Below are 16,851 nucleotides of genomic sequence, written 5' to 3'. Positions count from 1 at the left end.
AACTAAAAGTATGGAATGACGGCCGGACGGGGCTTCCCGCCGGTGTCGGAGCCGAGACGGAGACGGGAGATGGACCGCTTCAAGCAGATCGAGACGTTCGTGCGCGTGGCCGATGCCGGCAGCCTCGCGGCGGCGGCGCTGGAGGAGGGCGTGTCGCCGGTGGTGCTGGGGCGGCGCATCGACGCGCTGGAGAAGCGCCTCGGCGTGAAACTGATGTACCGCTCGACGCGGCGGCTGGTGGTCAGCGAGGAGGGCGCCGCGTTCCTCGAGCGCTGCCGCGGGCTGCTGTCCGAATGGGATCAGGCCGAGAACGAGCTGGCTGCCGGCCGGCGCGCGGTCAGCGGGCACCTGATCGTGTCGGCGCCGGCCGCGTTCGGCCGCAAGCACGTCGCGCCGCACGCGCCCGGCTTCCTGGCCGACAAGCCGGAGATGCAGCTGTCGTTCAACCTGACCGACCGCGTCGTCGATCTCGTGCGCGAAGGCTACGACCTGTCGATCCGGATCGGCGGCGCGGTCGATCCGAACTTCGTCGCTGTGAAGCTCGCGTCGAACCGGCGCGTGGTGTGCGGCACGCCCGACTATTTCCGCCGGCACGGCCGGCCGAAATCGCTCGACGACCTGCTCAAGCACAACTGTCTCGCGTTCAACCTGCAGGGCGGGCAGAACCGCGGCTGGTATTTCCAGCGTCACGGCAAGATCGCGACGATGCGCGTGACCGGCAATCTCGACTGCAACGACGGCGAGCTGCTGCACCGCTGGGTGGCCGAGGGGCTCGGGCTCGGCTGGCGCTCGACGTGGGAGATCGCCGCGCAGCTCGAAACGGGCGAACTCGAGACCGTGCTCGACGAATACGCGCTGCCCGACTACGACATCCTCGCCGTCTACCCGCAGCAGCGCTACGTGCCGGCGCGCGTGCGTTACTTCATCGATTACCTGCGCGAAGCGTATGCGCGCCCCGGTTACTGGAGCACCACGCCGTAACGGCCGGCGCGCCCGGCCGCCTGCGATTTTTTGCGCTGCATGCGTGCGGCGCGGGAATAAACTCGACGCAGCAGCGGTAAGGTCATCGAGCGCGCACGTTGCCGGTCTGTCCGGGCGCCGGGCGCGGAACGGGCGCGGCGTCGGCCGCCGGGACCAGGGAGGCCATGTGGGGCAAGCCGGACAGGCGGTCGATGAACGGGCGGCGGACGATGCAGCCGCGCGCGGCGAGCGGTTTCGCATGCTCGTGCTGCCGCATCTCGACGCCGCGTACAACCTCGCGCGCTGGCTGAGCGGCAGCGCCGGCGATGCGGACGACGTCGTGCAGGACGCGTGCATGCGCGCGCTGCGCTTCGTCGATTCGTGTCGCGGCGACAACGCGCGGCCGTGGCTGCTGACGATCGTGCGCCACACCTGGTACACCGAGTGGCGGCGGCGCGCGCATGCGCACGAGGTGGCGCTGCCCGACACGCTCGACGACGCGGACGTGCCCGACGACTGGCAGCCGGCGACGGAGGACCCGCTCGCGCAGCTGCTGCGCGGCGAGAACGTGCGGCTCGTGAATGCGGCGCTCGCGAAGCTGCCGACCGAATACCGCGAGGTGCTCGTGCTGCGCGAGATGGAGGACCTGAGCTACCGCGAGATCGCGGCGATCGCCGACGTGCCGGTCGGCACGGTGATGTCGCGGCTCGCGCGCGGCCGGCGCAAGCTCGCCGCGCTGCTGGGCGCCGCGCCGGCGCCGACGACCGAAGGCCGGCCGGGCCGGACGCCGGCGGGCGGAACCGCATCGGAGGCTATCGATGGACTGTAACGAAGCGCGAGCGTTGCTGGACGCGGACGTCGACCGCGAGCTGTCGGCGCCCGATGCGTTGCGTGTCCAGCAGCATGTCGACGGGTGCGACGCGTGCCGCCGCGAACGCGCGCGGATCGTCACGCTGGTGCAGGCCGTGCGGCAGGCCGATTATCACCGCGCGCCGGACGCGCTGCGGGCGAGCATTCTTGCGAGCCTGCCGGCCGCGGCCGATGCGCCTGCCCGTGAGTCGTCGCCGGCCGAGCCGCGGCCCGAGCCCGGGTCACCGCCGCCGCGGCGGCCGCGCGGACGCGGCTGGTTTTCCTGGCTGAGCGGGCGTGGCGGGCCGGCGCGCCCGGGGCCGGCCGGCATCGGCCCGCGCGTGGCCGCGTTGCCGGGCCTCGGCTGGGGCGTCGCGCTGTTGATGGCGCTCGCGGCGGCGGGCGGAATGGCGTGGTCGGCCCGCCACGCCGACACCGAGCGAACGGTCGACGAACTCGTCGCGAGCCATGTACGGGCCGACCTGTCGGCGCGCGCCATCGACGTGATCTCGACCGACCAGCACACGGTCAAGCCGTGGTTCAACGGCCGGCTCGACTACGCGCCGCCGGTCGAGGATCTCGCGGCGAGCGGCTTCGCGCTGGTCGGCGGCCGGCTCGATTACGTCGGGCGTCGCCGTGTCGCGGTGCTCGTCTACCGCCACCGGCAGCACGTGGTCGACGTCTACGTGCAGCCGGCCGGGGAGCGGCCGGCTGCTCCGTACACGACCGTGTCGCAGGGCTATGCGCTCGACCGCTGGAACGCGGCCGGGATGACGTGGTGGGCCGTGACCGACGCCGAGCCGTCGGCGCTCGCGGCGTTCCGGACGGCCCTCGGCGCGCGGCTTGCCGGCGCGCGCAGCGAATGACGGCGCGGCCGAGGGGCGGCGCACGCGTGTTCCGACCCCGGCCGTGGAAGGGCCGGATGTCGGCCGCGGCCGCCCGCATGCCTGCTCAAGTCTTTGAAAACACGGCCGAATCCGTCCGCCGATCGTCGATTGGCCTTGCATGCGACCCGTAACCGGGTTAGAATCTTCGGCTTCTCACTTGCCACACCGGTTCAGACGCCCGGGTGGCTTTAATCCACAAGGAGTGTGTAATGCGTCATTACGAAATCGTATTCATCGTGCACCCGGATCAAAGCGAGCAAGTGCCCGCGATGATCGAGCGCTACAAGTCCACGATCACGTCGCACGGCGGCCAGATCCACCGTGTCGAAGACTGGGGCCGTCGCCAGCTGGCCTACATGATCGAGAAACTCGCGAAGGCTCACTACGTCTGCATGAACATCGAGTGCGACCAGACGACGCTCGACGAACTCGAACACGCGTTCAAGTTCAACGACGCCGTGCTGCGTCACCTCATCGTCAAGATGAAGAAGGCCGAAACCGGCCCGTCGCCGATGATGAAGGAAGTTCAGCGCGAAGAAGCCAAGAAGGCGGCTGCTGCTCAGCCGGCCGAAGCGCAGGCTTAAGTTCGTCACTTATTAAGCCATCAAGGAGCGCGCCACTCACGTGAACAGGTTGCAATTGACGGCGAGCGTCGTCGAACGCGCACCGGTGCGATATACGCCGGCCGGTGTTCCGATCGCAAGCGCCACATTGCATCACCGCACGGAAGTCGTCGAAGCAGGCATTCCCCGTCAGGTCGAAATGACGATCGAGGCGGTGGCGGCCGGTGAGGCGAGCGGCAAGCTGGAAAGTCGTGAAATGGGCGTCGAAACGCTGTTCACGGGCTTTCTGGCCAAGAAAAGCCGCAACGCGAGAACCTTGGTGTTTCACATCACTGCATTGCAGGACACAGGAAAGGACTGAAATCATGGCCCGCCCGACTGGTAAGAAATTCGACAAGCGTCGTCAGCAACAAAACCCGCTCTTCAAGCGCAAGAAGTTCTGCCGTTTCACGGCTGCAGGCGTCGAGCAGATCGACTACAAGGACACGGAAACGCTGAAGGACTTCATCGGCGAAAACGGCAAGATCACGCCGGCTCGTCTGACGGGTACGAAGGCGCACTATCAGCGTCAGCTGGATACGGCCATCAAGCGTGCGCGTTTCCTCGCGCTGCTGCCGTACACCGATCAGCACAAGGCGTAATCAGGCGACGCAATAAGGAGAATTCGAATGCAAATCATTCTGTTGGAAAAAGTCGCCAATCTGGGCAACCTCGGCGATATCGTCAAGGTCAAGGACGGTTACGCTCGCAACTTCCTGATCCCGAACCGCAAGGCTCGCCGTGCAACGAAGGAAGCGATCGCCGAATTCGAAGTGCGCCGCGCTGAACTCGAAAAGATCGCTGCTGAAAAGCTGGCAGCATCGCAGGCAGTCGGCGAGAAGCTGAACGGCCAGTCGTTCGAAATCACGCAGAAGTCGGGCGTCGACGGCCGTCTGTTCGGCTCGGTCACGAACGGCGACGTCGCGGAACTGCTGAAGAAGGCAGGCTACGAAGTCGAGAAGCTGCAAGTGCGCATGCCGGAAGGCCCGCTGAAGATGATCGGCGAGCACAACGTCCAGGTCGCGCTGCACACGGACGTCGTCGTCGACGTCACGATCAACGTGATCGGCGACCACGCGTAAGCGTATGCAAGCTTGCCGGGCGGCTTCCGTCGTCCGGACAAGGGCAGGCGCCCGGGCAACCGGGGCCTGCCTTTTTTATTGCCCGATCGCCGGCAAGCGGTGGTAGCGCTGCCGCCATCTATTCGCGATAATCCCAACCCATGAACGCGCCGCAAGATCCCCAAATCGAATCGCTGAAAGTCCCGCCGCATTCGGTCGAAGCCGAGCAGTCGGTGCTCGGCGGCCTGTTGCTCGACAACGCGGCATGGGACCGGATTGCCGATTTCCTGTCGCAGGGCGACTTCTACCGCTACGACCACCGGATCATCTACGAGCACATCGGCCGCCTGATCGCGTCGACGCGCCCGGCCGACGTCGTGACCGTGTACGAAGCGCTGACCACGTCCGGCAAGGCCGACGACGTCGGCGGGCTCGCGTACCTGAACGCCCTCGCGCAGAACACGCCGAGCGCGGCGAACATCCGCCGCTACGCGGAAATCGTGCGTGATCGCGCGGTGCTGCGCCGGCTGGTGTCGGTCGCCGACGAGATCTCGGCCGACGCCTTCAATCCGCAGGGCAAGGAAGTCCGCCAACTGCTCGACGAAGCCGAATCGAAGGTGTTCTCGATCGCCGAGGAGGGCGCGCGCGGCAACCAGGGTTTCCTCGAGATCGGCCCGCTGCTTACCCAGGTGGTCGAGCGCATCGACACGCTGTACCACACCGCGAACCCGAGCGACGTCACCGGCACGCCGACCGGCTTCGTCGACCTCGACCGGATGACGTCCGGGATGCACGGCGGCGAGCTGATCATCGTGGCCGGAAGACCGTCGATGGGTAAGGCCCAGCCGCTCGATGCGCGCGTCAGGACGCTGACGGGCTGGAAGCCGATGGGCGAGCTGGCAGTCGGTGATGCACTTGCTTCGGTCGACGGCGCAGCGTCGATCGTGACCGGGATCTACCCGCAGGGCGAACGCCAGGTGTATCGGGTCCGCTTTTCGGATGGGCGTTCGGCCGAATGCTGCGACGAGCACCTGTGGTGCGTCCATTTCCGTGAGTGGGAAAAGCCGCGCGTACTGTCGACCGCGGAGATTCGCACGTTGCTGACGCGCGAACGCTACCGGAACCGGCTGTGGATCGACATGCCGAGCGGCGAGTTCGGTCATCGCGAGGCGCTGCCGATCGATCCGTGGGTGCTCGGCGCGCTGCTGGGCGACGGTGCGCTCGGCGGGACTGCCGTGCGTTTCAGCGTGAAGGCCGAGGAAACGTTGAACCGGATGCGCGCGCGCGTCGACGCGTCGCTCGAGCTCGAATACGCGGGCCAGCACGACTGGCGCATCAAGCGCCGGCCGTCGACGGCCGCGGAAGCCCGGCCGTCCGCCAACCCGCTCAAGGCTGCTCTCGAGCAGCTCGGTGTGTGGGGGAGGACGAGCTACGACAAGTTCATCCCGCGCCTCTACCTCGATGCGGACAAGGACGCGCGGCTGGATTTGTTGCGCGGGCTGCTCGACACGGACGGCTGGGTCGAATCGTGTGGGGCGGTGCGTTATTCGACCGCCAGCGCGCAGTTGGCGAGCGACGTGCGCGAACTGGCGCGTTCGCTCGGTGCATGGTGCCAGATTGCCGAAAAGGCGACGAGCTTCACGGTCGACGGCGAACGCAAGGCCGGTGCGACGGCTTACGTTTGCACGATCAGTCATCCGGATCCGCAGAGCCTGTTCCTGTTCCAGGGCAAGCGCGACCGGCTGACGGGCGGGCGTGTGCGCCGCAAGATGCCGGTCATCGCCGCCATCGAGCCGACGCGCCGGACGGCCACGCAATGCATTTCGGTCTCGCATCCGTCGCGGCTGTACGTGACCGACGATTACGTCGTGACCCACAATACGGCCTTCTCCATGAACATCGGCGAATACGTCGCGGTCGAGTACGGGTTGCCGGTCGCGGTGTTCTCGATGGAAATGCCGGGCACCCAGCTCGTGATGCGTATGCTCGGCTCGATCGGCCGGCTCGACCAGCACCGGATGCGTACCGGCCGCCTGACGGACGAGGATTGGCCGAAGCTGACGCACGCGGTGCAGAAGATGAGCGAGGCGCAGCTCTTCATCGACGAGACGGGCGGCCTGAATCCGATGGAATTGCGCTCGCGCGCGCGGCGCCTCGCGAGACAATGCGGCAAGCTCGGCCTGATCATCGTCGACTACCTGCAGCTGATGTCGGGTTCGTCGCAGGGCGAGAACCGCGCGACCGAAATTTCGGAAATCTCGCGATCGCTGAAGAGCCTCGCGAAGGAGCTCGACGTGCCGGTGATCGCGCTGTCGCAGCTGAACCGCGGCCTCGAACAGCGCCCGAACAAGCGGCCGGTGATGTCGGATTTGCGCGAATCGGGCGCAATCGAACAGGATGCGGACGTGATCCTGTTCATTTATCGAGATGAGGTCTACAATCCCGACAGCCCTGACAAGGGGACGGCCGAAATCATCATCGGCAAGCAGCGTAACGGCCCGATCGGGCCCGTTCGGCTCACGTTCCTGGGGCAATACACGAAGTTCGACAATTTTGCCGGGGCGCAGACCTTCTACGGCGAGTAAAGCTGGTTGTAAACACCTATTTCGCCAAATGTTGTATCCAATCCCGGCGTGCGCATATGCGCACGTCGCGTCGCGACCGGAACCGGTACAATGTCGCCCGTTTTCGTGACAGTAGTTTGACAATCTCTCAGGAATCCCATGTTCGGTCGATTCATGCCCACCGAGGGCAAGTTCTTTGAACTCTTCAACTCGCACGCGAAGCACATCGTTTCCGGTGGCCGCGAGCTCGAACTGCTGATCGACAATCTCGCCGACGCCGAGATTCACAAGCAAAACGTGCAAATCGCCGAGAAGGCCGCCGACAAGCTGACGCACGAGGCGATCGATCTGCTGCACAAGACCTTCATCACGCCGCTCGATCGTGACGAGATCCACAAGCTGATCACGACGATGGACGACATCCTCGACCTGATGGAGGACGTCGCGACGGCCGTGTCGCTGTACGACGTGCAGTCCGTCACGTCCGAGGCGAGCCAGCTCGCGCATATCGTCACGCAGTCGGCGCAACACGTGCAGCAGGCCGTCGGCTTGCTGTCCGACATGAAGCAGTCGGCGCAGATCCTCAAGCAGTGCGAGGAAATCGATCGCTGGGAGTCGGAAGCCGACCGCGTGTTGCGCGCGGCGATGTCGAAGCTGTTCCGCGAGGAAGACGACGTGAAGACGCTCATCAAGCTGAAGGCGATCTACGAGCTGCTGGAAGAGATCACCGACAAGTGCGAGGACGTCGCGAACATCATCGAAGGCATCGTGCTGGAAAACGCCTGAGCGGACCACATGCATTCGATACAACTCGCCCTATGGATGGTCGCGACGCTCGTGCTCGTCGCGCTCGTATTCGACTTCATGAACGGCTTTCACGACGCGGCGAACTCGATCGCCACCGTCGTGTCGACCGGGGTGCTGAAGCCCCAGCAGGCCGTGGTGTTCGCGGCCGCGTTCAACGTGATCGCGTATTTCATCTTCCACCTGAAAGTCGCGCAGACCGTCGGTAAAGGCACGATCGATCCCGAGATCGTCGACCACTACGTCGTGTTCGGCGCGCTGGTCGGCGCGATCGGCTGGAACGTGATCACGTGGTACTACGGGATTCCGTCGAGCTCGTCGCACGCGCTGATCGGCGGCCTCGTCGGCGCGGCGCTCGCGAAGTCGGGCTGGAGCTCGCTGAACATCGACGGGCTGCTGAAGACGATCGCGTTCATCTTCATTTCGCCGCTGCTCGGCTTCATCCTCGGTTCGCTGTTCATGCTCGGCGTGTCGTGGCTGTATTTCCGTACCGCGCCCAGCAAGGTCGACCGGCGCTTCCGCCGGCTGCAGCTGCTGTCGGCGGGGCTGTACAGCCTGGGCCACGGCGGCAACGACGCACAGAAGACGATCGGTATCATCTGGATGCTGCTGATCGCGAGCGGCTACGCGTCGGCCACCGCCGATGCGCCGCCGGCGTGGGTGATCGGCGCGTGCTACCTGTCGATGGGCCTCGGCACGCTGTTCGGCGGCTGGCGCATCGTGCGCACGATGGGCCAGAAGATCACGAAGCTCAAGCCGGTCGGCGGCTTCTGCGCGGAAAGCGGTGGGGCAATCACGCTGTTCGTCGCATCGTTCCTCGGCATTCCCGTGTCGACCACGCACACGATTACCGGTGCGATCGTCGGTGTCGGCGCGACGCAGAAGCTGTCGGCCGTGCGCTGGGGCGTCGCCGGCAACATCGTGTGGGCGTGGGTGCTGACGTTGCCGGCGGCCGCGCTGTTCGCGGCTGGCGGCTGGTGGCTCGGGCATCAGATCTTCTGATCGCCGACACTTCCTGATCGACGCGAAATGCGCCGCAGGCCGAAAGGCCGCGGCGCATTTTCTTTTGGAGGCCAGCGGAGCATGTTGTCGACGTGGTCGACGGTCGCGGTTCGAGCAACGGCTCAGTAGCTGCCGTTCGCGAACCGCGCGATCGGATCGTCTGCCGTACTGGTGTGCGGGCTGATGGGCGCGGATTGCGTCGACGCACGCAACACCTGCACGGGATCGATGGTGCGCGGCGGCGTGCCGGGGGCGGGCGGCGGCTCGGCATCGAAGGCAGCGGCCTCGGCGGCCGTCAGGGCGGTCGTCGGAATCTGCGTGCCGACTTCCGCCGGGGCGGTCGGTGCTGCGTTGGCCGTCATCGCGGTCGCGCCGTCGTTCACCGACGTGGCTTGCTGCTGGGCCGCCTGCATCCGCGGTGGCGGCGGTTCATACGGATCGGTGGCCGGTGCTGCCGGTGCGGTTGCGGTGGCCGTCACGACCGGCGTGGTCGGGATGGCCGGAGCCGGCGCCTGCGTCGCTCTTGCTCGTGAAGACGCATACGCCGCCGGCTGTCGCGGCGCGGCGGCAGCCGTCACGACCGCCGGAGCAGCCGCGACCGCCGGCGGATTGCGCGGCTCGTCGCGCTTGGCCTCGTAGGTCGGCGCATCGAACGGCGTCGGGGCGGAGCGCGGCGGCGCGACGCGGCGAATGCCGTCGAAGCGCTTCGCCCAGTACGGGTTCGTCAGGTAGTCGAGCCGCACGGTGCCGCCCGTCGACGGTGCGTTGACGAAGCGCAGCTTGCCGACATAGATGCCGACGTGCGAATGCGGCCGCCCGGTCGTATTGAAGAAGATCAGGTCGCCCGGCGCGATCTCGTCGGGCTCGATCGACACGCCGCGGCCGCTCATGTCGGCGGTCGTGCGCGGCAGGTTTACGTCGGCCGCGCGGCCGATCACGTAGCGCACGAGCCCGCTGCAGTCGAAGCCGCTCGCCGGCGTGTTGCCGCCCCAGCGATACGGGACGCCGACGAGGCTCATCGCCTGGATCGAGATTTCTTCCTGGCCGACGCTGTGGTCGACGAATTTGGGGAAATTGGCCGGCGCCGGGAACGCACGCGGCGTCGTGATCTTCATGCCCGACGCGGAACGCGATGCCGATTGCGGCGGCACGCTGGAGCAGGCCGCAAGCAGGGAGACGACGGCGACGGGAACCCAGATTCGAAGCATGGCAAGGCGGGCGAGCGGTGCACTCGCGAATCGTATGACAACAGACAGACCCGATGGTAGACGCTCCGGCGGGGCTTAAGCAACCATTCCTGAGAATTTACTTGAAGTTTCGCGCGTAAACTGCGTTGTTGCGTGACGAAGCGTTACTTTTGTCTTCGACCCCAAATAAACACGGCGCTCCGAAAATGGAGCGCCGCGTGGCGTCGAAAGCCGGCCGTTCGGCCGGCCGGCGCGTTACAGGATGTCCGACGCGTAGTCGGCGAGCCGCGAGCGTTCGCCGCGCGCGAGGGTCACGTGGCCGCTGTGGCCCCAGCCCTTGAAGCGGTCGACGACGTAGGTCAGGCCCGAGCTGCCTTCGGTCAGATAGGGCGTGTCGATCTGCGCGATGTTGCCGAGGCACACGATCTTCGTGCCGGGGCCCGCGCGCGTGACGAGCGTCTTCATCTGCTTCGGCGTCAGGTTCTGCGCCTCGTCGATGATCAGGTACTTGTCGACGAACGTGCGGCCGCGCATGAAGTTCATGCTCTTCACCTTCAGGCGCGAACGGATCAGCTCCTGTGTCGCGGCACGGCCCCATTCGCCGGCCGCGTCGTCGGTCTTCTGCAGCACTTCGAGGTTGTCGTCGAATGCGCCCATCCACGGCTGCATCTTCTCTTCCTCGGTGCCGGGCAGGAAACCGATGTCCTCGCCGACGGGCACGGTCGCACGCGTCACGATGATCTCGTTGTAGCGCTTGTCGTCGAGCACTTGCGCGAGGCCGGCCGCGAGCGCGACGAGCGTCTTGCCGGTGCCGGCCTGGCCGAGCAGCGTGACGAAGTCGATCTCGGGGTTCATCAGCAGGTTCAGCGCGAAGTTCTGCTCGCGATTGCGCGCGGTGATGCCCCACACGTTGTTCTTGTGGTGGCTGTAGTCGCGCAGCGTCTGCAGCAGCGCCGTCTTGCCGTTCAGCTCGCGGACGATCGCGTGGAACGTCGGCTCGCCGTTCTGCGGCTCGAGATAGACGAACTCGTTGACGAGCATCGACGCGACGAGCGGGCCGGTCACGCGGTAGTACGTGGTGCCCGTCTTCGTGTCCTGCCAGCTCTCCATGCCCTTCGCATGCTTGGTCCAGAAGTCCTGCGGCAGTTCGCGCACGCCGTTGTACAGGAGATCCGAATCCTCGAGCACCTGGTCGTTGAAGTAGTCTTCCGCGGGCAGGCCGAGCGCGTGCGCCTTGATCCGCATGTTGATGTCTTTCGACACCAGCACGACCTGGCGGTCGGGCCGGTCGCGCTGCAGCGCGCGCACGACGCCGAGGATCTGATTGTCGGCCTTGCCTTCGGGCAAACCTTCCACCGGCGCGATATCCGCCAGCTTCGTCTGGAAGTACAGGCGCCCGAGCGCGTCGCGGCTGCCGAGGCGCGACAGCGGGATGCCGGCCGAGATCGGGCCGCCGTCGGCGACGAGCGCGTCGAGCGTGCGGCTGACCTGGCGCGCGTTGCGTGCGACTTCGGACATCCCCTTCTTGTGGTTGTCGAGTTCCTCGAGCGTCATCATCGGCAGATAGACGTCGTGTTCCTCGAAGCGGAAGAGGCTGCTCGGGTCGTGCATCAGCACGTTGGTGTCGAGCACGAACAGTTTCTGCAGTTCGGCGTCGGCGGGCTTGCGGCTGCGCGACTTCGTCGCGGCGCCCGCATCGCGCGCGGGTGCCGCGGCCGCTCCGCCAGATTTATCTGCGGCCGGCTTGTCGTTGCGTGCCACGACGGGCGCCGCGGGTTCGGCGGGCGCCGGCATCGGCTGCAGCAGCGCGGCCGTCTGCCTGGTCTTGCGGCCGCGCGCGGGCGCGCTCGGGGCATCGGGCGCCGAAGACGCGACGGCGCGCAGCGGCGCGGCCGTGTTCGCGGCTTCGATCATCGGTTGGGCCACGCTGGCCGGACCATAGTCACCGGCTGTGGATGCGTCCCCTTCGGCGGATTTCTTCGCGGCTTTCGCGGGCCGCGCTTTCGCCTTGTATTCGTCGGGCGGCAGCAGGCTGCCGAGCTTGCTGGGGGGAGTAGGCAAAGGCATGGTGTCCCTCGGGAGGAATCGTGTCGCATGGCGTGCGCCGCTGATCGCATCCTGCGTGACGTAGACGCATGCAGTTTGCGCGCGGTGGCGCACAGGAATTTCGTCTAGCCGGTTCGCCTAAGTGTCGATCAGCTCCTCGATGCGGTAAGGGCCGGACCGGGGAGGGCCGGCGCGCGTTCCATAAAAAAAGCCGCTGCCCCGTCGACAGGGACATGCGGCTCGGCTGATGCCGTCGTGATGCGCGTCAGGTGCCGGCAAGCATCGCAACGGGCACCGGCGCAGCTACGAGAAATATGGGGCGAACGGGCATTCATTGCGGCCCAATATAACGCGCCTCAAAGCGCTTGTACAGCCTTTAGCACGTCGTCCACGTGACCCGGTACCTTGATGCCGCGCCATGCGTGGCGAAGCACGCCGTCCGCGTCGATCAGGAACGTCGAGCGCTCGATTCCGCGCACTTCCTTGCCATACATTTTCTTCATCTTGATGACATCGAACAACGCGCACAGCGCTTCGTCGGCATCGGAAATCAGCGGGAACGGCAGTTCGAGCTTGGCCTTGAAGTTGTCGTGCGAGCGCAGGCTGTCGCGCGACACGCCGATGACTTCCGCACCGGCTTTCTTGAATTTCGGATAGAGATCGCGGAACTGCAGCCCTTCGGTCGTGCAGCCCGGCGTGTTGTCCTTCGGATAGAAGTACAGTACGAGCTTCTTGCCCTTCAGGTCGGACAGCGAAATGTCGCCGCCCGTGGCCGGTGCGGTGAAATCGGGAACTTGACGGTCAACTTCGACAGACACGTGTTTCTCCTATTGTTATGGAAGGGCGCCGCTGCGGCGGCGCGGTTCGGCGGGGCGTCGCGGCAACGCGCCGCGAGGGCGGGAGCGGCGACGCCGGCTCGCGCGCGAACTCAGTCGGGCTGGACGATCAGTTCGCCGGAGCGGCCGGGGATTTCGCCCCACGCGACAGGGTACGATGGCAGCGAGTCGCGGTCCAGCGTCGCGTGGTAGTCGCCCATCGTCGCAAACGTGTGGCCTTGCGCACGCCAGCCGGCGAGCAGTTGCTCGAACACGGGCGCGAGCTTCTGGCCTTCCAGTTCCGCATGCAGCGTGAACACCTGGTCGTGCGGATTGGCTTCGGTGAACTTGAGGATGTGCGCGGCGACGTTGCGCGTGTCGATGCCGTCGACGCCGAGCACTTCGTCGAGCGTCGGCAGCGTGGTCGGCATCTGCACGTGCGACAGCGTGCGGCCGCCGACGACGGGCAGGTACGGCGAGTGGCCGCGACCGTCGGATGCGTAGCGCATCCCCCACGCGTCGATCTGCTCGAACGCGGAATCGTTCATCTGCCAGCCGGCCGCGCCGTGCGTGACGGGCGGCGCGCCGAAGATCTCGATGAAGCGCGCATGGCTCTTCTGCATTTCACGCGCGGTCCAGTCGCGATCGCGCACGCGCACGTTGTCCTGCCAGACCACGTGATCCCACGTGTGGACCCCGCATTCGAAGCCGGCCTCGTGAATCGCGCGCATGTCGGCGATCGCGCGGCGGCCGATGTCGGGGCCGGGCAGCAGCACGCCGTACATCAGCTGCTTCACGCCGTAGTGTTCGACGACCGACGTGCGCGACACCTTCTTCAGGAAGCCCGGGCGGAACACGCGCCGCAGCGCCCAGCCCGTGTGATCGGGCCCGAGGCTGAAGAGGAAGGTCGCGCGCGCATTGAAGCGATCGAAGATGCGCGCGAGGTTCGGCACGCCTTCGCGCGTGCCGCGCAGCGTGTCGACGTCGATCTTGAGGACGATGCGAGCCAAGCGAACGTCCCGCTCAGCCTTGCTGTTCGACGAGCGCGCGCGCGTCGGCGACGTGGCCGCGATACGCTTCGAAGATGTTGCGCAGCGCGTCGTCGAACGTCGCTTGCGGCGCCCAGCCGAGCTCCTGCATCGTGTTGTCGATCTTCGGCACGCGGTTCTGCACGTCCTGGTAGCCGTTGCCGTAGTAGGCGCCGGACGTCGTTTCGACGAGCTTCACCTGCTTGGCCGAATCGGCGTACTCGGGGAATTCCGCGGCCAGTTCGAGCATCTTGTGCGCGAGCTCGCGAACCGAGAAGTTGTTCTTCGGATTGCCGATGTTGTAGATCTTGCCCGACGCGACGCCGCCCTTGTTCTCGATGATCTTCATCAGCGCGCTGATGCCGTCGCCGATGTCGGTGAACGCGCGCTTCTGCGAGCCGCCGTCGACGAGGCTGATGTTCTCGCCGCGCACGATGTGGCCGAGGAACTGCGTGACCACGCGCGAGCTGCCTTCCTTCGGCGTGTAGATCGAGTCGAGGCCCGGGCCGATCCAGTTGAACGGGCGGAACAGCGTGAAGTTCAGGCCTTCCATCCCGTAGCCCCAGATCACGCGGTCCATCAGCTGCTTCGAGCACGCGTAGATCCAGCGCGGCTTGTTGATCGGGCCGTAGGTGAGCGCGGAGGCATCCGGGTCGAACTGCTCGTCCGAACACATGCCGTAGACCTCGGAGGTCGACGGGAACACGAGGTGCTTGCCGTACTTGACGGCCGAGCGCACGATCGGCAGGTTCGCCTCGAAGTCGAGCTCGAACACGCGCAGCGGCTGCTGGACGTAGGTGGCCGGCGTCGCGATCGCGACGAGCGGCAGGATCACGTCGCACTTCTTCACGTGATACTCGACCCACTCCTTGTTGATCGTGATGTCGCCTTCGAAGAAATGCATCCGCTCGTGGTTGACGAGGTCGCCCAGCCGGTCGGTCTGCATGTCCATGCCGAACACTTCCCAATCGGTGGTCTCAAGAATGCGCTTCGACAGGTGATGGCCGATGAAGCCGTTCACACCCAGGATCAGGACTTTTTTTGCTTTCATGAATGACGGGAAGAATGAATGAACTGCGCGAATTCCGCGGGCGTCACGACGGTTTCACCGCCGTCGCGCTGTTGCCGGAGCTCGAGAATGGATAGGGCGCGGCTGTCGCCGCAGACGCCGAATAGCGCATTATCGCTTACGTGCAGGCCGGGCGGCAAATCCGCTGCGGCCGCCGCCATCGCGCTGCCGGGCGCCGCGAGGCGCGCGCGCGCGATCACGAAGCGCGCGCCGTGGACGTCCGTGAATGCACCCGGATACGGGGGCGCGACCGCGCGCACCAGGTTGTAGACTTGCGCGGCCGGTTTCGACCAGTCGACGCGGCCGTCCTCGGGCTTGCGCCCGCCGTAGTAGCTGCCGGTCGCGAGATCGTTCGGCAGGTGCGGCGCCTCGCCCGCGAGCAGCGCGGGCAGCACGCGCCACAGCGTCTGCTCGGCGGCCACGGTGACCTTGTCGAATACCTGCGCGGCCGTGTCGTCCGGCAGGATCGGCACCGCGGTCTGGCCGACGATCGCACCCGCGTCGGGCTTGGCGGCCATCTCGTGCAGCGTCGCGCCGGTCTCGGTCTCGCCGTTCAGCACGGCCCAGTTGGTCGGAACCCGACCCCGGTATTTCGGCAGCAGCGAACCGTGCATGTTGTACGCGCCGCGCGGCGCGATCGCGAGCAGGTCCACCGGCAGCATGTGGCGGTAGTAGAACGAGAAGATGAAATCGGGCCGCGCGTCGGACACCGCGCGGCGCAGCGCCGGATCGGCGGGATCGGCCGGCGTGAGCACCGGAATGCCGTGCTCGGCCGCGACGGCCGCGACGCTGCCGAACCAGATGTTCTCGTTCGGATTGTCCTCGTGCGTGACGACCAGCGCGACGTCGACGCCGCGCGCGAGCAGCACCTGCAGGCACCGCACGCCGACGTTGTGATACGCGAAGACGACCGCGCGCGGCTTCATCGCGCGGCTCCCGGATGGTTCGCGCCGGCCGGTACCGGCGGCACGCCGTCGTGCTGTTCGAGCACGGCCTGGATCAGGTAGCGCGGCCGCGCGCGCACCTGCTGGTAGATGCGGCCGACGTATTCGCCGAGCAGGCCGAGCGCGAAGATGATCACGCCGAGCAGGAAGAACGTGATCGCGAACAGCGTGAACACGCCTTGCACTTCCGCGCCGACGATGAAGCGGCGCACGAGCAGCAGCACGAACAGCGCGGCGGAGCCGAGCGACAGGATCACGCCGATGAACGACAGCCACTGCAGCGGCACGACCGAGAAGCCCGTCACGAGGTCGAAGTTCAGCCGGATCAGGCTGTACAGCGAATACTTCGACTGGCCCGCGAAGCGTTCCTCGTGCGCGACCTCGATTTCGGTCGGGTTCTGCGCGAACGTGTATGCGAGCGCGGGGATGAACGTGTTGACTTCGCCGCACACGTTGATCGTGTCGATGATGCGGCGGCTGTACGCGCGCAGCATGCAGCCCTGGTCGGTCATCTTGATGCGCGTGATGCGCTCGCGCAGCCGGTTCATCATCTGCGACGCCTTGCGCCGCCACAGGCTGTCCTGGCGCTGCTTGCGGATCGAGCCGACGTAGTCGTAGCCCTCGCGCATCTTCGCGATCAGCTTGCCGATTTCCTCGGGCGGATTCTGCAGGTCGGCGTCGAGCGTGATGACGATCTCGCCGCGCGACTGAGCGAAGCCCGCGAGGATCGCCATGTGCTGGCCGTAGTTGCCGTTGAGCAGCACGACGCGTGTCGTGTCCGGCCGTACGTGGAACTGATCGGCGAGCATCGCGGCCGAGCGGTCGCGGCTGCCGTCGTTGATCAGGATCACTTCGTACGGCGTGTCGAGTGCGTCGAGCGCCGGATACAGTCGCGCGAACAGCGCGGCGAGGCCGTCTTCCTCGTTGTAGACGGGGATGATGACCGAGACTTCGGGCCGGCCGGCGTCCAGATGCGCGGCGCCCGGGTGCCCGGCGCCCGGATGCCCGACGCGTGCTTCAAGGTGACTCATGT

General features: G+C 66.4%; 17 protein-coding genes and 1 pseudogene. 11 read left to right on the top strand and 7 right to left on the bottom strand.

Annotation, left to right across the window (positions count from 1 at the left end; genetic code table 11):
- The first annotated feature begins 69 nt into the window (after positions 1-69).
- From LGM42_RS07100 to LGM42_RS07055, 10 genes are all read left to right on the top strand, one after another.
- On the top strand, positions 70-981 hold the full coding sequence (locus LGM42_RS07100) for a LysR family transcriptional regulator (protein ID WP_059585260.1): 912 nt from the start codon (positions 70-72) through the stop codon (positions 979-981).
- 166 nt (positions 982-1,147) lie between these two features.
- Positions 1,148-1,789: an RNA polymerase sigma factor gene (locus LGM42_RS07095; protein WP_226231866.1), complete on the top strand. Its 642-nt coding sequence runs from the start codon at positions 1,148-1,150 to the stop codon at positions 1,787-1,789.
- Positions 1,779-2,675 (top strand): anti-sigma factor family protein, encoded by an 897-nt coding sequence (locus LGM42_RS07090; RefSeq protein ID WP_226231865.1) that lies wholly within the window; start codon positions 1,779-1,781, stop codon positions 2,673-2,675. Before LGM42_RS07095 ends, LGM42_RS07090 begins: the two co-directional genes overlap by 11 nt.
- Before the next feature lie 230 nt (positions 2,676-2,905).
- A complete protein-coding gene (gene rpsF / locus LGM42_RS07085; RefSeq protein WP_006486255.1) occupies positions 2,906-3,280 on the top strand; it encodes a 30S ribosomal protein S6 in 375 nt (124 codons plus the stop codon).
- A 40-nt stretch (positions 3,281-3,320) separates the two neighbouring features.
- The gene (gene priB / locus LGM42_RS07080; RefSeq protein WP_011549649.1) at positions 3,321-3,620 is read left to right on the top strand and encodes a primosomal replication protein N; all 300 of its coding nucleotides are present in this window, start codon (positions 3,321-3,323) and stop codon (positions 3,618-3,620) included.
- A 4-nt stretch (positions 3,621-3,624) separates the two neighbouring features.
- Positions 3,625-3,900 carry a 30S ribosomal protein S18 gene (gene rpsR, locus LGM42_RS07075; protein WP_004193360.1) on the top strand — a complete coding sequence of 92 codons (276 nt, stop codon included), beginning with the start codon at positions 3,625-3,627 and terminating at the stop codon, positions 3,898-3,900.
- Positions 3,901-3,927: 27 nt separating this feature from the next.
- Entirely contained in the window at positions 3,928-4,380 is a 453-nt protein-coding gene (rplI, locus tag LGM42_RS07070; RefSeq protein WP_006486256.1) for a 50S ribosomal protein L9, read from the top strand.
- A 140-nt stretch (positions 4,381-4,520) separates the two neighbouring features.
- Positions 4,521-6,944, top strand: coding sequence for a replicative DNA helicase (gene dnaB / locus LGM42_RS07065; protein WP_226231864.1), 2,424 nt, complete (start codon positions 4,521-4,523; stop codon positions 6,942-6,944).
- Between the two features lie 138 nt (positions 6,945-7,082).
- Positions 7,083-7,709, top strand: a complete 627-nt coding sequence (locus tag LGM42_RS07060; RefSeq protein WP_006486252.1) for a DUF47 domain-containing protein — start codon at positions 7,083-7,085, stop codon at positions 7,707-7,709.
- A 9-nt stretch (positions 7,710-7,718) separates the two neighbouring features.
- Complete coding sequence (locus LGM42_RS07055) at positions 7,719-8,729, top strand: inorganic phosphate transporter (protein WP_059585265.1); 1,011 nt, start codon at positions 7,719-7,721, stop codon at positions 8,727-8,729.
- 122 nt (positions 8,730-8,851) lie between these two features.
- On the opposite strand, the gene LGM42_RS07050 is transcribed toward LGM42_RS07055, so the two are convergent.
- Together LGM42_RS07050 and LGM42_RS07045 are read right to left on the bottom strand one after the other, a co-directional pair.
- A complete protein-coding gene (locus LGM42_RS07050; RefSeq protein ID WP_226231863.1) occupies positions 8,852-9,937 on the bottom strand; it encodes a C40 family peptidase in 1,086 nt (361 codons plus the stop codon).
- A 234-nt stretch (positions 9,938-10,171) separates the two neighbouring features.
- Complete coding sequence (locus tag LGM42_RS07045) at positions 10,172-11,983, bottom strand: PhoH family protein (RefSeq protein WP_059645620.1); 1,812 nt, start codon at positions 11,981-11,983, stop codon at positions 10,172-10,174.
- Between LGM42_RS07045 and LGM42_RS07040 the strand changes: the two are divergent.
- Positions 11,879-12,120, top strand: a pseudogene (locus LGM42_RS07040) (hypothetical protein); the annotation flags it as partial. The gene LGM42_RS07045 and the pseudogene LGM42_RS07040 overlap by 105 nt on opposite strands.
- 198 nt (positions 12,121-12,318) lie before the next feature.
- Here LGM42_RS07040 and LGM42_RS07035 read toward each other — a convergent pair.
- The 5 genes from LGM42_RS07035 to LGM42_RS07015 form a co-directional block, all read right to left on the bottom strand.
- Positions 12,319-12,780: a peroxiredoxin gene (locus LGM42_RS07035; RefSeq protein ID WP_059645625.1), complete on the bottom strand. Its 462-nt coding sequence runs from the start codon at positions 12,778-12,780 to the stop codon at positions 12,319-12,321.
- A gap of 110 nt (positions 12,781-12,890) precedes the next feature.
- A complete protein-coding gene (locus LGM42_RS07030) occupies positions 12,891-13,787 on the bottom strand; it encodes a polysaccharide deacetylase family protein (RefSeq protein ID WP_060316507.1) in 897 nt (298 codons plus the stop codon).
- Positions 13,788-13,800: 13 nt separating this feature from the next.
- The gene (locus LGM42_RS07025) at positions 13,801-14,856 is read right to left on the bottom strand and encodes a bifunctional UDP-4-keto-pentose/UDP-xylose synthase (protein ID WP_006478632.1); all 1,056 of its coding nucleotides are present in this window, start codon (positions 14,854-14,856) and stop codon (positions 13,801-13,803) included.
- The gene (locus tag LGM42_RS07020) at positions 14,853-15,800 is read right to left on the bottom strand and encodes a formyltransferase (RefSeq protein ID WP_060316503.1); all 948 of its coding nucleotides are present in this window, start codon (positions 15,798-15,800) and stop codon (positions 14,853-14,855) included. Before LGM42_RS07020 ends, LGM42_RS07025 begins: the two co-directional genes overlap by 4 nt.
- Positions 15,797-16,849 carry a glycosyltransferase gene (locus LGM42_RS07015; protein WP_060316500.1) on the bottom strand — a complete coding sequence of 351 codons (1,053 nt, stop codon included), beginning with the start codon at positions 16,847-16,849 and terminating at the stop codon, positions 15,797-15,799. The genes LGM42_RS07020 and LGM42_RS07015 overlap by 4 nt, the downstream gene beginning before the upstream one ends.
- Between the last annotated feature and the right edge of the window lie 2 nt (positions 16,850-16,851).

The organism is Burkholderia sp. AU39826, from assembly GCF_020419965.1.
Lineage (GTDB): Bacteria > Pseudomonadota > Gammaproteobacteria > Burkholderiales > Burkholderiaceae > Burkholderia > Burkholderia semiarida.
The sequence above is the reverse complement of the archived record's forward strand: the minus strand, read 5'-3'. Positions and strand labels throughout refer to the sequence as shown.

Coding starts and splice junctions, on each gene's coding strand:
- LGM42_RS07100 (WP_059585260.1), top strand. CDS start 70: ATGGACCGCTTCAAGCAGATCGAGACGTTCGTGCGCGTGGCCGATGCC.
- LGM42_RS07090 (WP_226231865.1), top strand. CDS start 1,779: ATGGACTGTAACGAAGCGCGAGCGTTGCTGGACGCGGACGTCGACCGC.
- rpsF (WP_006486255.1), top strand. CDS start 2,906: ATGCGTCATTACGAAATCGTATTCATCGTGCACCCGGATCAAAGCGAG.
- rpsR (WP_004193360.1), top strand. CDS start 3,625: ATGGCCCGCCCGACTGGTAAGAAATTCGACAAGCGTCGTCAGCAACAA.
- rplI (WP_006486256.1), top strand. CDS start 3,928: ATGCAAATCATTCTGTTGGAAAAAGTCGCCAATCTGGGCAACCTCGGC.
- dnaB (WP_226231864.1), top strand. CDS start 4,521: ATGAACGCGCCGCAAGATCCCCAAATCGAATCGCTGAAAGTCCCGCCG.
- LGM42_RS07060 (WP_006486252.1), top strand. CDS start 7,083: ATGTTCGGTCGATTCATGCCCACCGAGGGCAAGTTCTTTGAACTCTTC.
- LGM42_RS07055 (WP_059585265.1), top strand. CDS start 7,719: ATGCATTCGATACAACTCGCCCTATGGATGGTCGCGACGCTCGTGCTC.
- LGM42_RS07050 (WP_226231863.1), bottom strand. CDS start 9,937: ATGCTTCGAATCTGGGTTCCCGTCGCCGTCGTCTCCCTGCTTGCGGCC.
- LGM42_RS07045 (WP_059645620.1), bottom strand. CDS start 11,983: ATGCCTTTGCCTACTCCCCCCAGCAAGCTCGGCAGCCTGCTGCCGCCC.
- LGM42_RS07025 (WP_006478632.1), bottom strand. CDS start 14,856: ATGAAAGCAAAAAAAGTCCTGATCCTGGGTGTGAACGGCTTCATCGGC.
- LGM42_RS07020 (WP_060316503.1), bottom strand. CDS start 15,800: ATGAAGCCGCGCGCGGTCGTCTTCGCGTATCACAACGTCGGCGTGCGG.
- LGM42_RS07015 (WP_060316500.1), bottom strand. CDS start 16,849: ATGAGTCACCTTGAAGCACGCGTCGGGCATCCGGGCGCCGGGCACCCG.